The sequence below is a fragment of the Caballeronia mineralivorans PML1(12) genome (assembly GCF_001028175.1).
GTDB lineage: Bacteria > Pseudomonadota > Gammaproteobacteria > Burkholderiales > Burkholderiaceae > Caballeronia > Caballeronia mineralivorans.
This window is the reverse complement of the sequence record NZ_AEJF01000246.1, coordinates 17,789-30,518: the sequence shown is the minus strand read 5'-3', so window position 1 is coordinate 30,518 and position 12,730 is coordinate 17,789. Positions and strand designations below refer to the sequence as shown.

The window sequence follows — 12,730 nt, the reverse complement described above, 5'->3', positions numbered from 1 at the left end:
GGAGAGTATCCATGAGTGTCGTCAACGAACATCCGGGCGTTTCGACCTTGGTGGGGACGCCCCAGGAAGTCCGCAACCGTCTCAGCCATTCCCACGCGCAGTGTGTGCTGGTGGTCGCGTTCGAGCACATGAAGCCCGTGCACCTGGATGCCGTGACCGAGGCCTTTGCCAACATGGCCTCCATGCTGGGTGTCTTTGTCGAGCACCGCGACCGGGAGGCCTTGGAGCGCCTGGCGGACTTGCTGGTGCCACGAACACCGCCATCGCCTCGGCTGCTCAGGGAAACGGCCATGCTGGTGTGCGCGCGCAATGCGGTACTCGAAAGCGGTGATTGGCTGACAGCCGCAGAGGTCGCTCAACTGGCTGGCCTGAGTACGCGCAACCCAAGTGCCCAGCCCAACAAGTGGAAGAAGCAAGGTCAGATCTTCGCCATCCACCATGGAGGTGTCGATTACTTCCCTGGATATGGCCTGGACCGCGACGCGGGCTTTCGGCCCCTGAAGTGCCTGGCCAAGGTGATCGAAGTCTTCGATGGCAAGAAGGATGGCTGGGGACTCGCGTACTGGTTCCGTTCGGACAACGGCTTTCTGAGCGGTAAGCGCCCGCAGGATTCGCTGGCGACCGAACCGGAGCGTGTGATCTCCGCTGCGCGCGATGAGGTGCAAGAGGTAGCCCATGGCTAGACGCGGCAGCAAGCCGTCGGCCGCGGCCCCAGTGGACCCGGCCGTTGTGCAGGATGCTGGCGCCACGCCACTGCCGAAGTCTGAAACCCTGCATGTCACTCTGACGCCCCTTCCCAAAGGACAGGCGGTGCAGCGCGTGCACCAGGAGAAGTATGCCGCTGTGCAGTTCAACCCTGGCGTTCAGGGCAATGCGCGCTTCAGCCCGATCCGCAACGACCGGGGCGAGCCGATCCCGACGCTGTGCGCTGGTACGACCTTGCCATGCGCGCTGATGGAGACGGTGTTCCACGACGTGCCCCACAAAGAGCTTCGACAATAATAAGCTCGCCGGTCAGGCGCATTTCGAGGTCGAGCTCGCCGGGGATTTGCAACTGATCGACACCGAGAAAGACCAGTACCCAGCAACCCGGAAGTGGGCTGAGGCGATTCATCAGCAGTGTCCCGAGGCGCAGGGATTGTCCTGGGTGTCCCGACAGGACGACTCGGCCCGGGCCTTCGTGCTGTTCGGCGACCGGATCGCGGACAGCACACTACAGCAGAAGGGAGTGTCCCGCAGCTTGATAGAGGATGCGGATGCCTATACCGAGGCACTGGATCTGGCTGAACGCATCGGCGTGGAGATCGTGCCGGGGAAAAGCTGAGCGATGGCATAACGGGATGAGCAGCGCGAGTTGTAGCATCCACGTTTGCTGACTCGTTGCTCCTCAACCTCGCCGAAGGGAGGGGCGGTAAGATCGTGTGATGCAGAAATCTAACTCGCTATAGGCCGTCCTTGTCCATCGGCTCACGGTTTCGCTTCACGCTTGCTTTTCCGCGTCTTATCGACCTCATGCAGTTGCGCTTCACTTCGTTCGCTGTGGACAACTCACGGGAGGACATGCCTCTCCAGGAATGCGCCCCTGCCGGGCGCACCATAAAAAAAGCCGGCGTGTACGCCGGCTTAAAGTTCGGTCGTTCGAGGGGGCCAACCGAACCTGAGAGAACTACAGCATAAGCAAAAAAAACGCTAAGCAATCCGACAAACAAGACCGGAACTTGCCCGCATTTCATCCATTTTTTCGTCAAGCCGAATCAAATCAAATCAAATATTCAAGAATATTCCGGGCACCCACACAGCTGCGGCGACCACTGCAAACGCCTACCGGTATGGCTCGTCGAGCAACGGACCGGTGCGAGTCGTCTATCGGACCCGCTATTGGGTGACGATCGTCGCAGACCACGCAAGTGGCAGTTCGACCTCTCTGCTCTCGCAATCGAGGACCTCGCTGCGCCCTCCGTCTGGAATTTTTTCCTGTTCAATTAATAAGGTATCCATATCTGTAAGAAACATCTCGGCCACGCCATCCATTTGCACCAGATCCCACATAAGTATCCGCTAACAAGTGAATGCCGGTCTTGTTCCCTTCTTCGACGATCGAAATAATTAGTAAGACTTAGTGCTTCAGAATGTTGGCCGAATATTGGTTATCATCCCAGTAACGTGATTCCCCGAGGATGCGAATTATGTCATTCTGATGAATCGTTTTTCGGGCCGGTAAACGTTGACGCTTGCGTAACACTCTGCCCGGAGCAGACCGGCATCCATCAGTAACCACATGGCGTTGGTTCAACCTTTAAGGCGGCCCGAAAAACGATTGACTATTTTGTCGCAAAAATGGTAAGGGTACATTAGCGGTGCCCCGGTGTTGCACTCCATGCAACAACAGCTTCACCCGCTCAATTTAATACTGCCTGGCATGCCGCGCTTGTAGATTACTTTTCGCGGAGCAACGGCTGCAAAGCGGCCGCAGCAGAGCATGTCGGTGTGATCCAAAGGTGATGCGGCTTTCGAAGAATGACAGAACACTTGCTTGCGAATGTTTTCAAGCAATTTTATTGAAACTTTAGTGCTTCAACTGGATAAATGGGTCAGCTTTATGCATGCCAGAAAATTAAAGTTTTACGCAAAAAATATCATTTTCGATCTTGTACCATCATCGATTTTTGAAAAAAGATACGATCGCATGTTCACGAATTTGGATGAACATCAATGGAATTATATTCGCAAGCGCGCCGATTATTATAACAAGCTTGAACAGCGGTTTGTGCTGGACGAAACAGCGAGCCGCAGCAGCGCACTGCCTTTGCGGGGCAATCCCAGTGCCTACTATTATGATTTAAAGGAGATATCTCGCTACTTCCCTCGTTCGCTAAAATTTAAGTATGTTTTTACCGACATTAAGGAAACGGTAGACGAGCCAACACTGCTTAAGACAAGACCGCTCACTGCAGCGAATGAAAACTCCGTTATATTGAAGCTGGACAAAATAAGGCACTTCAATTTCGTCGAAGACACGAGGCCATTTCATAGCAAACTCGATATGGCTGTGTTTCGAGGCGCATGTTTTCAGGAACACAGGCAAGAGTTTGTCGCCAAATATCACTCTTCACCGTTGGCCGATGTAGGCGACACGGACGACTTGAAAAAAGGGCAGCCTGGGCACCGGCCCTACATGAGCATTTCGGATCAACTGAAGTACAAATTCGTTATCAGTCTGGAAGGCAATGACGTTGCAACCAACTTGAAATGGATCATGCTTTCAAATTCCGTTTGCTTTATGCGCAAACCGAAAGTGGAAAGCTGGTTTATGGAAGGATCATTAATATCTGACTATCACTACGTACTCTTGAACGATGAATTTTCGGATCTGGAGGAAAAAATAAATTATTACGCAAAGCATACAGACAAGGCAATGACGATCATTAGAAATGCCAATCAGTACGCCATGCAGTTTCTCGACACGAGACGGGAAAAACTTATCTCGCTACTGGTTCTCAAAAAATATTTCGATCTTTCCGGTCAATAAGGGTTAACTCGTATAACGGATCTTGTGTCCGAGTTTATCAGGGTGCAAACCCACCGACTTGACGCACAGGAGGCCAGCATGAACAAGTTTAGTGGAATCGACCTGCACTCGAACAACAGTGTGGTAGTGGTCAGCGATGAAGCTGATCGGATCGTCTACCAACGGCGGTTACCGAACGATACAGAGGTGTTTTGTCGATTGTCGGACCGATCCTCTAGCACTTCGCGCTGAAGCGAGTTCCGCTGCGCAAGTTGCTCTATCGCGAACTACTTCTCGCGGCAGCACGCTTCACTGGCTTGACGCGCGGCCGAACAGGCAAACGGCAACCGCGCGTATTCACCCAACTCATCCAAGTTTCGCCTGTAATTCCGCCGCACCACCTCGACGATACAAAGCGAGCGTCGCGAAGAATCCGCAGATCGCCGCAAAGATCAGCCAGTAAGCAGGCGCGGCTTTGTCGCCGGTTGCCTGAATCAGATAGGTCGACACCGCTGGCGTGAATCCGCCGAAGACGGCCGTCGCGAGACTGAACGCCAGCGAGAAGCCGGCCACGCGAACATTGACCGGCATCACTTCGGTCAGGGCAGCAACCATGGCGCCGTTGTATGCGCCAAAGAAAAACGAGAAGTAAAGCAGCACGGCCAGCATGCGCAGGAAGCTCGGCTCGTGCGCGAGCCAGGAGAGTGCCGGATAGGCGGTCACAATGGCGAGCGCCGAGACGAACAGCAAGACGGGCCGGCGTCCAATGCGATCGGAGATCACGCCGCCGATGGGCAACCAGATAAAGTTCGATACGCCGACAAATAACGTGACGATCAGGCTGTCCGACGTGCTCAGATGCAGCACGGCGCGGCCGAACGTCGGGGTATAGACGGTGATCAGATAGAAAGTGGTGGTGGTCATCGCGACCATCAGCATGCCGGCGATGACCGTTTTCCAGTTCGTCAGCATGGAACGCAATACTTCAGCCGTGGCGGGGTGATGGCGACGCGCCTGGAATTCGGCGGTCTCCTGCAGCGAGCGGCGCAGGACATAGAGAAACGGCACGATCAGGCAGCCGATAAAAAATGGCACGCGCCATCCCCAACCAGCGATCTGCGCGGGCGAAAGCCAGCTGTTCAGCGCGTAACCGAGCGCGGCCGCCACGACGATCGCGACCTGCTGACTAGCGGACTGCCACGCGGTATAAAACCCTTTCTTGCCCGGGGTCGCCATCTCCGCGAGATAGACGGAGACGCCACCGAGTTCCGCGCCGGCTGAGAAGCCCTGCAGCAGCCGGCCGATCAGCACGAGGGCAGGCGCAAGCAGACCGATCGTAGCAAATCCCGGAACGCACGCGATGAGGAGCGTACCGCTCGCCATGATGGATAACGTCACGATCAGGCCGCGCCGGCGCCCGACCTTGTCGATATACGCGCCAAGCACAATGGCGCCGAGCGGGCGCATCAGGAAACCTGCGCCGAACACGGCGAAGGTTTGCATCAGCGAGGCGAATTCGCTGGCGGCCGGAAAAAACGTCTTGGCGATATAAGTCGCGTAGAAACCGAACAGAAAGAAATCAAACTGTTCGAGGAAATTACCACTGGTGACGCGCAGCACTGCTCCGAGCTTCGAGGTACTGGGCGAGATTGCACCGGGCGTGGGCGGTTGGATGTCGTTTTCAGTTGCCATGTCGTCTCCTAGGTATTTATCTTTATGCCGATCATCATAAGCTCAGCGCGGTCGATCAGGTATCAGTCCTCGACCAGCAGCTCGCTCGGCTGGCGCTTTTCGACGGCCCATTTCAGCAGTGCTGCGCTGCGGTAGATCCCATGCGCGAACTTTCCGTAAGGCAGCGTCAGGAACAGTGCCATCACGATGCCGAGATGGATGGCCAGCAGCAAGGCCATCATCGATGTCTCGCGCAGCATCAACAGCGCGAGACCGCTCGCACTGGTCAGCAACAAGAGTGCGATGAACCCCCGGTCCATCGGTTTTTGCGCGCTGTCGCCGTGTTGCGGATGTCGTTTGACGTTTAGCCAACAGAGCCCGGCGGGACCTGCCAGCAAACCGATACCTCCTGCGACCCCAAGCAACACCGGTAAGCTCGATAGAGGATAGGGCGCTTCGATTTTCAGCAGATAGTGGTAGAGGGTCGCCACGCATGTTGACGCGAAGCACAGCATGAAGCCGTAAAAAGTCAGGTGATGAAAGTAGCGGCGGGCGAGCGAAAACGCATCGTCGGCGTTGTTGCAGCCTTCGCCATGGCCACCGCCGAGATAACGCAAGCTCAGCACGTTATGCGTTGCCTCACCGATGGCAACGCCCGACAGCGCACCGGGATCTTGATTTCGCCAAAAGCGCCGCACGCCTACGCCAAGTGCGATCATCGAGAGCATGAAAACCATGCCGAAAAGCAAGGCCAGGGCAGTATGCGGGAACACAGCATAGAAACTACCGGCGTGCGGCGGCAGGAACAGCGAGCCTTTGAATGCCATCGTCAGAATCAGGAAAAGCGCGAGACCGCCTGCCAACGCAAGCGCCAGCGTGAGGCCGTTGCGCTTGTAAAGCGCGCCAAAACCTGCTGGCCACGCATAGTCCACGTAGGTCTGCATGCGCACTTGCGCCATCGCCTTCGGAACGTTGACGGCGAACTCATGAGGTGGCGCGTACTGGCAAGCATGCAGGCACGCGCCGCAGTTATGACAGAGGTTCGAAAGGAAGTGCACGTCGGCGCGGCCGAACTCGAGGCGGCGGGTCATTGCGGGGAATACGGCGCAAAAGCCTTCGCAGTAGCGGCACGCATTGCAGATCTGCATGATGCGGCTGACTTCACCTTCGGCGGGCGTCATGGCGAAGGTGATCGGGGCTTCGTTCGAGGCCAGCGCGCTCGCCTCCCGAGTAAGTGCTTCAAGCGACTGCATGACTGGTTTCCTTCGATTGCTGAGCGGCGCGCGCGGCCTGGGTTCCTGCGATGCGTCCGAATGCGGTGCCGATCGACATACCAACGCCAGCCGTATATCCCTTGCCCAGCACGTTGCCGGCCATCATCTCGCCCGCGACGTAAAGATTCGGACTCGGCTTGCCGCCGAAATGCACGGCCGATTGTTCGTTCACCTTCAGCCCAAGATAGGTAAAGGTGATGCCGGGCCGAAGCGCGTAGGCGTAGTAGGGCGGTTTATCTATGGGTTGCGCCCAGTGTGTCTTGGCGGGCGCAATGCCCTCGGTGTGGCAGTCGTCGAGCACCGCGTGGTCGAATGAACCAACGCGGCATGCGGCGTTATAGGTTTCGATGGTCTTGACGAAGGTCGACTCGTCGAGTCCCGCCGCTCGCGCCAGTTCCCCAAGACTGTTCGCCTTCGTGCCTGGAAAAACCGGGGGCATGAAGCGGCCGATTGCTTTGGAATCGATGATCGAATAAGCGATCTGCCCCGGTTGCTGCGCGACAAGACGGCCCCAGATCGCATAGCGCTTTGGCCAGAAATCTTCACCTTCGTCGTAGAAACGCATGGCGTCGCGATTGAGCACGACACCCAGCGACACGCAATCTACGCGCGTGCAGATACCGCCGTCATAAAGCGGTGCACGCGCGTCGATGGCCACGCAATGCGACTGGGAAGGGTCTCCAATCGAATCCGCGCCTGCATCGATCATGTATTTGAGCAGCACCCCCATGTTGAAGCGCGTGCCGCGGATCAGGAAATTGTCTGCCACCCATTCACCGTTGATTTGGCCCCACGCTTCACGCAGCCATTCGCGATTGGATTCGAAGCCACCGGATGCGAGCACGCAGGCGCGCGCTTCAATGCGTTCGTGGCCGATGTGCGCGGCGATAAAGCGATCGCCGTCGAGCTCGATAGCGTCTACTGGCGCGTTGTAGCGAACCTGCACCCCCAGCGCTTGCGCGCTGCGGAAGTAGGCGTTGACGAGGGCCTTGCCGCCACCCATGAAAAATGCGTTGGTGCGCGCGACATGCAGCGCGCCGGAGAGCGGTGGCTGAAAATGCACGCCATGGCGGTGCATCCAGTCGCGGCATGTCGACGATTCGCGGATCGCGAGGCGTGCGAGCGTTTCGTTGGTCAAACCACCGGTGACCTTGAGCAGGTCCTGCCAGTACTCTTCTTCCGGATAGGCTTCAACAAGTACATCCTGCGGCGCATCATGCATGCAGCGCAGATTGCGGGTGTGCTGCGAATTACCGCCGCGCCATTCGCGCGGTGCCGCTTCGAGCAACAATACCGATGCGCCCGCCTCGCGTGCCATCAATGCGGCGCACAAGGCCGCATTGCCGCCGCCGATCACTAATACATCCACCATGTTCAACGTCTCCCCAATGACACGGAGTGTAGGACGTCAGGTGTTTAGCCGCCAGCGGGTAACCGGAAACAGGTGTTCACGAATCGTGAAGAGGCGGCAATGTCGCGCCCGCCCATTGACGTTGAGCGACAAGCGTACGAGCGACATCGGCCAGTACCACGCGTGCAGCGAGGCCGGCAGGTGAAAGTTCATCGTCGGAAAGACTGACGAGCTGGTTCGGGCGGACCATGTAGCGATCACTTATGGGAATCGCTCGGAACGACGCCGCATCGCGTCGAGCAAGCGCTGCGCCCGGCTGGATGGTCACGCCAAGTCCGCCGCCGACCGCATCCATCAGCATGGCAAGCCCGTCGATTTCAGCGACGATGTTCGGTTCGACGTTCACGCGGGCGAAGGCCGTGTCTAGCAGCGAACGCAACCCGTGCGGGCCGCTCGGGAGAATCAGCGGCAGTTTCGCGATGTGCGTGAGCTTCGCGCTTTTGGTCTTTGGCATCGACTCGAAGCTTGCGGCCGAGATGACGAACAGGCTCTCGTCGAGCAGGGGCGTCGCACTAAAGCGTTTGATGTTGTCGCTCTGGAACAGGATAGCCAGGTCGATCTGACGCGCGCTGAGCATGCCCGACAGGTGGCCCGAAAGGCTCTCCACCATGCGCAAGCGGACATCGGGATATCGCTCGCGCATGGCGCGCATGAAGGCGAGGCCGAGCACACCCGTCGTGCTCGGTGCCATACCGACGCTGACGTGGCCGGACAGGCGTGCGTGCTGCGCCGCGTGCGCAGCGTCGTCGACGTGCCGCAGCGCCAATTGCGCCTGGCGCCAGAACGCGAGGCCCGCGTCGGTCGGGCGCACGCCGTTCGCGGTGCGTTGCAGCAGGCGGGTGGACAACTCGCTTTCGAGGCGGCTGATCTGCTGGCTCAGCGTCGAGGTCACCACGCCAAGTTCCATCGCTGCACGGCCCATGCTGCCGTGTTCGATCACGCGAACAAAGTAACGAAGTTGGCGTAGTTCCAAGGGGTTTCCTTTGATGTCGATATTGGTTGGGAGGCCGTGCCCTTGTTCTTGGCGAAGCCGGCCCGCGCATTATTGAACAAACATCGCAACTCCCAGGTGACTCGGGACTACTCAGTTCCTGGACCGAATCGGGCAACCACGAAGGCGATGAAACTGGCAAGCTTGGCCGTCAGCTTGCGTTCCGGCAGGTAGACAAGATGCACCGGATATACCGGCGCAGGCGTGTCGGCAAGCAATCGGATCAGTCTTCCGGCGGCAATATCCTGCTCTACCAGCAACTCCGGCTGGAGAATGATGCCGAGACCGGCGAGCGCCGCTTCACCCAGGGCCATGCCGCCGCCGCTGATATCGAGGCGGCCTGGTACACGCACAGTCTGTTGCGAGCCGTCGGCGAGGGTGAAGCGCCAATTGCGTTCCGGGCCGCCGGCAAATCCGATCGCGAGGCAGTGATGCCTCTCCAGATCCTTAGGCGTTGCTGGCGTTCCGTGCCGTGAAAGATACGCGGGCGACGCGCAGACAATGAGTCGCGAGGGTGCCAGCGGTCGCGCAATCAGATTCGAATCCCGCAGGGCGCCGACGCGGATCGCCACTTCGAAGCCCTCATCGGCGAGATCGACGAACCGGTCGGTCAGCGCCAACTCGACACGAACGTCCGGGTTGGACTCGAGATAGTCGCTCATCGCGGGCGCAAGTTCAAAGGTGGCATACATCACCGGCACGCTCACGCGCAGGCGACCGCGCGGATGTGGTTGCCGACCATTGTCGCTGTCATGCCGCTGTCTTCTGCAGCGGCAGCAAAGCCGCCGCGCTCGACGACGCGCACGAAGACCGACATGCTGACGAAACAATCCATTCAGAAGCGCTGGTTACGAGTGAGAAAAGCAGATCATCGTTTATTGGGTTCATCGATGCAATGACAATTCGAATCACGCCGTGTGGCGCAATCGATAGGGGATCAGCATGAATCTGCAAAACAAGAAGGTCGTGATACTGGGCGGCACGTCCGGGATTGGGCTCGCCACCGCACGCGCAGCGCTGGCACAAGGCGCGACGGTTGTTGTATCGTCCTCGCGGCAAGACAAGGTCAGGGCGGCTGTCATCGAACTCGGTTCGGGTGCCGATGGCTATGTCGCGGACTTGAACGATCCCGGTTCGGTGAGCAAATTGATTGCCGGGATCGGCAGCTTCGATCACTTGGTCTATACGGCCGGCGAAAGCCTGCAACTCGGCGACCTCGCGAGCACGGAGATGAGCGCGGTCCGCAAGGCCTTCGACCTGCGCGTGTTTGGCGCAATCGCCGCGATCAAGGCTGCAGCGCCTAATATCCTGCCGGGTGGATCAATCGTGCTCACCAGCGGAACCGCGGGCACACGGCCGCATAAAGGCTATACAGTCATTGCGAGCATTTGCAGCGCGATGGAAGGCTTGACGCGGGCGCTCGCCATCGAGCTTGCGCCGATCCGGGTAAATATCGTCAGCCCAGGTATGGTGCGCACGCCGTTGTGGTCGGCCATCCCCGAGAACGATCGCGAAGCGATGCACCTGCACGTCGGCTCGACGTTACCGGTCGGGCGTACGGGGGAAGGCCGACGATATCGCTCAGACGTACGTCTATCTGATGAACAACGCGTTTGCCACCGGGCAGACGATCGTGATCGATGGCGGCGGCGTTTTGGTCTGAAGGGCATTTCCGGATTCAGGCGGCGCATCGTGTTGTGGCCGGCGTCGGTACGGCGCTTAATGCTGCACGCGAGCGCAGTGCGGTGAAAGTCGCGTGCTGCGTTCTTCGGGGGCGCGCCGCATTTCCGAGAAGGGATGCGGCTATCCTCTCGGAGATCGCGTCAATCGTGCCGCGAAGAACGCTAATTCGCCCACTGAAGGGGAAGGCAAGCCATTCATTCCGGTGGTCTCAGGAAGCGGGTAAACTGTAAGTATCATATTTAGTCAGTATCGAGTAAGTCTGCCGAGCTTAAATTCGCACCCAGGCCGTTTGTCCGGGAACCCCTTAGCTCAATCTGACGATGAAAAACTTTCTAATAATCCCCGCTCTGATGCTCTTTTCGAGCAATTCAAACGCAGAGCATTTCCTCGTCTCAAAAGATGATGTGCAGAACGCGATAGTCGCCACCACGCTAGGCGGTTGCCATGGTTCCGTAAAAGAAGTGCACGCGGACGCCTATACAGTAAGAGCTACAACTTTCGACGACGGTGGTTGCGACATGAAATCCGAACACGGCAAAATTACCTCACTATTCACCGTGCAACGCGACGGTGCGCAATTTCCCGAGACGATGGAAGTCGTCACCTCCCGTTCTGACTCTGACGTAAAGGGCGCTTTCAGTGAAATCCTGACTTACACCGAGAATAACAACGAAGAATTCTCAAGCATGTGGGAGTCTGCGCTCGCCAAGGAGCAAAAGGAAAGCCAGAACAAGGGTTATTAAAGTCAAAGTTGTTTGCTCCACTTTGCTAATGTAGGTTGCCAGTTTTGCGGCGTTGAAGTAGCTGCCGAAGCCGTCCGAACCAGATTCGATGATGACCGTCAGCAGGCCAATATTGAAAACCCAGTGTGCAGCGTGGCTTAAAGCCTGTCTGCGTTCACGAGCGCGACCAGTCTTGCCCGTTCACGTGTAACGTCCGCCTTGTCTTCCGGTGGCCAGTCGAGAACAATTCCATCGTCAAGCGAATGTCGGACAAGCGAAGAATAGTCCCATTTGCTCAGCTTCCCAGATTTCATCGCATCCGCAATGTCGCGCCTGAGATCCACGGGGAAGCTCGCATAGGCCTCCGACAGTGATGCGTACTGTCGTGCATCGATTTCGACGGATGCGTGAAGCGAGGCCCAGAGCACAACGGCAATAATCGCCATCAACGGCACTGCGGTGTAGCGGAGAATGAACTTAACGGGCGTCATTACAGGTTTTCGTGAAGACGCTCGATGCGCGAACGTGTCTGGCCCGACGTATGATTTTGTGCAAGATATCGGCACTCATTGGCCGAACGGGGAGGTGGCCTGCGACAAGCCGCAGACCGTGCGCCGCGTGCATCTTGAGCGAACCTGAAACTGCACGCAGCGCTGGATGACTATACCCGTCTTCGGTTGGCGCCGCGCGCGGCACGTTGTCGCGGATATAGCAACCTGCCAAATTTTCGTCACGCTGACTATACTGGAAGAAGTCGCTCTGGTTCAGGCGCACTGGCTCAAGCGGTCGGCTCCGAACAGGACGTCAAGGCGAACAAGTCTGTCCGCGGGGAGAAACGTATGTTCAAGCATCTGCTGGTGCCGACCGACGGGTCGGCACTCTCCGACGCCGCCATTCAGATGGCGGTGACGCTCGCTAGCGAAAGCGGAGCCAAAGTCACAGGGCTCCATGTCATCGCGGAATTCCATGTTCTCGCGTATGGCACTGAAATGCTCGCGGAGTCCGAGGAGCGATTCTTACAGGTCACCCGAGAGCATGCGGATGATTATCTCGGGGAGGTCATGAAAGCGGCCACGCAGGCCGGTGTCGAGTGCGATACGGTTGCCAGGAATCGCGATCACCCGTATGAGGCGATTATCAGCGTTGCAGAGCAACGAAACTGTGATCTTATTGTCATGGCGTCGCACGGCCGAGGCGGTCTGCGAGCGTTGTTGCTCGGCAGTGAGACCCAGAAGGTGCTGACGCACAGCCAGATCCCGGTCCTCGTCGTCCGGCCGTCGACGTCAACCGGCGTTGGTCGCGCAGTGGGATCCGGTACGCTGTCAACTGAATCAAAACCTTCTCGGCCCCAACCGTTTATCATCGGTCGCGCTTCGCTGGCTGTCAGTCCGGTGCGTGTCTAGACCGCGTCCCCGGCACCCCCTGAACGCTAGCAACGGTGACCGTTCGCATTCATTTTCCGCGTGCAGG

15 protein-coding genes and 1 pseudogene are annotated in these 12,730 nt (G+C 57.9%); 8 read left to right on the top strand and 8 right to left on the bottom strand.

Annotated elements, in window-relative coordinates; genetic code table 11:
• Nucleotides 1-11 precede the first annotated feature (11 nt).
• The 3 genes from EOS_RS40315 to EOS_RS48855 are packed head-to-tail and all read left to right on the top strand — an operon-like array spanning nucleotide 12 to nucleotide 1,324.
• Nucleotides 12-683, top strand: a complete 672-nt coding sequence (locus tag EOS_RS40315) for a hypothetical protein (protein ID WP_047897824.1) — start codon at nucleotides 12-14, stop codon at nucleotides 681-683.
• Nucleotides 676-1,002: an RES domain-containing protein gene (locus EOS_RS48860; protein ID WP_268760398.1), complete on the top strand. Its 327-nt coding sequence runs from the start codon at nucleotides 676-678 to the stop codon at nucleotides 1,000-1,002. Before EOS_RS40315 ends, EOS_RS48860 begins: the two co-directional genes overlap by 8 nt.
• Before the next feature lie 46 nt (nucleotides 1,003-1,048).
• Nucleotides 1,049-1,324: an RES domain-containing protein gene (locus EOS_RS48855; protein WP_268760397.1), complete on the top strand. Its 276-nt coding sequence runs from the start codon at nucleotides 1,049-1,051 to the stop codon at nucleotides 1,322-1,324.
• Nucleotides 1,325-1,875: 551 nt separating this feature from the next.
• On the opposite strand, the gene EOS_RS47340 is transcribed toward EOS_RS48855, so the two are convergent.
• Complete coding sequence (locus EOS_RS47340; RefSeq protein ID WP_160312577.1) at nucleotides 1,876-2,049, bottom strand: hypothetical protein; 174 nt, start codon at nucleotides 2,047-2,049, stop codon at nucleotides 1,876-1,878.
• Between the two features lie 520 nt (nucleotides 2,050-2,569).
• On the opposite strand from EOS_RS47340, the gene EOS_RS40305 reads away from it, so the two are divergent.
• Both EOS_RS40305 and EOS_RS49095 read left to right on the top strand, forming a co-directional pair.
• Nucleotides 2,570-3,529 (top strand): glycosyl transferase family 90, encoded by a 960-nt coding sequence (locus EOS_RS40305; protein WP_053064227.1) that lies wholly within the window; start codon nucleotides 2,570-2,572, stop codon nucleotides 3,527-3,529.
• A 78-nt stretch (nucleotides 3,530-3,607) separates the two neighbouring features.
• A pseudogene (locus tag EOS_RS49095) lies at nucleotides 3,608-3,709 on the top strand (IS110 family transposase); the annotation flags it as partial.
• Nucleotides 3,710-3,874: 165 nt separating this feature from the next.
• Here the strand turns inward: EOS_RS49095 and tcuC are convergent.
• The 6 genes from tcuC to EOS_RS49090 form a co-directional block, all read right to left on the bottom strand.
• A complete protein-coding gene (tcuC, locus tag EOS_RS40300) occupies nucleotides 3,875-5,200 on the bottom strand; it encodes an MFS transporter (protein ID WP_047897823.1) in 1,326 nt (441 codons plus the stop codon).
• 62 nt (nucleotides 5,201-5,262) lie between these two features.
• Nucleotides 5,263-6,432 (bottom strand): tricarballylate utilization 4Fe-4S protein TcuB, encoded by a 1,170-nt coding sequence (gene tcuB / locus EOS_RS40295; RefSeq protein WP_047897822.1) that lies wholly within the window; start codon nucleotides 6,430-6,432, stop codon nucleotides 5,263-5,265.
• The gene (gene tcuA / locus EOS_RS40290) at nucleotides 6,419-7,825 is read right to left on the bottom strand and encodes an FAD-dependent tricarballylate dehydrogenase TcuA (protein ID WP_047897821.1); all 1,407 of its coding nucleotides are present in this window, start codon (nucleotides 7,823-7,825) and stop codon (nucleotides 6,419-6,421) included. The genes tcuB and tcuA overlap by 14 nt, the downstream gene beginning before the upstream one ends.
• A gap of 76 nt (nucleotides 7,826-7,901) precedes the next feature.
• Nucleotides 7,902-8,837, bottom strand: coding sequence for a LysR family transcriptional regulator (locus EOS_RS40285; protein ID WP_047897820.1), 936 nt, complete (start codon nucleotides 8,835-8,837; stop codon nucleotides 7,902-7,904).
• 107 nt (nucleotides 8,838-8,944) lie between these two features.
• Entirely contained in the window at nucleotides 8,945-9,562 is a 618-nt protein-coding gene (locus tag EOS_RS40280; protein ID WP_326972979.1) for a LysR substrate-binding domain-containing protein, read from the bottom strand.
• Nucleotides 9,559-9,672, bottom strand: a complete 114-nt coding sequence (locus EOS_RS49090) for a helix-turn-helix domain-containing protein (RefSeq protein WP_326972978.1) — start codon at nucleotides 9,670-9,672, stop codon at nucleotides 9,559-9,561. The genes EOS_RS40280 and EOS_RS49090 overlap by 4 nt, the downstream gene beginning before the upstream one ends.
• Nucleotides 9,673-9,797: 125 nt before the next feature.
• Between EOS_RS49090 and EOS_RS40275 the strand changes: the two genes are divergently transcribed.
• Both EOS_RS40275 and EOS_RS40270 read left to right on the top strand, forming a co-directional pair.
• On the top strand, nucleotides 9,798-10,604 hold the full coding sequence (locus EOS_RS40275; protein ID WP_235443116.1) for an SDR family oxidoreductase: 807 nt from the start codon (nucleotides 9,798-9,800) through the stop codon (nucleotides 10,602-10,604).
• A 254-nt stretch (nucleotides 10,605-10,858) separates the two neighbouring features.
• Nucleotides 10,859-11,281, top strand: a complete 423-nt coding sequence (locus EOS_RS40270) for a hypothetical protein (RefSeq protein WP_047897819.1) — start codon at nucleotides 10,859-10,861, stop codon at nucleotides 11,279-11,281.
• 137 nt (nucleotides 11,282-11,418) lie between these two features.
• Here the strand turns inward: EOS_RS40270 and EOS_RS40265 are convergent, their stop codons facing one another.
• The gene (locus EOS_RS40265) at nucleotides 11,419-11,751 is read right to left on the bottom strand and encodes a hypothetical protein (protein ID WP_047897818.1); all 333 of its coding nucleotides are present in this window, start codon (nucleotides 11,749-11,751) and stop codon (nucleotides 11,419-11,421) included.
• Between the two features lie 348 nt (nucleotides 11,752-12,099).
• On the opposite strand from EOS_RS40265, the gene EOS_RS40260 reads away from it, so the two are divergent.
• A complete protein-coding gene (locus EOS_RS40260) occupies nucleotides 12,100-12,663 on the top strand; it encodes a universal stress protein (RefSeq protein ID WP_047897817.1) in 564 nt (187 codons plus the stop codon).
• Nucleotides 12,664-12,730: the final 67 nt, after the last annotated feature.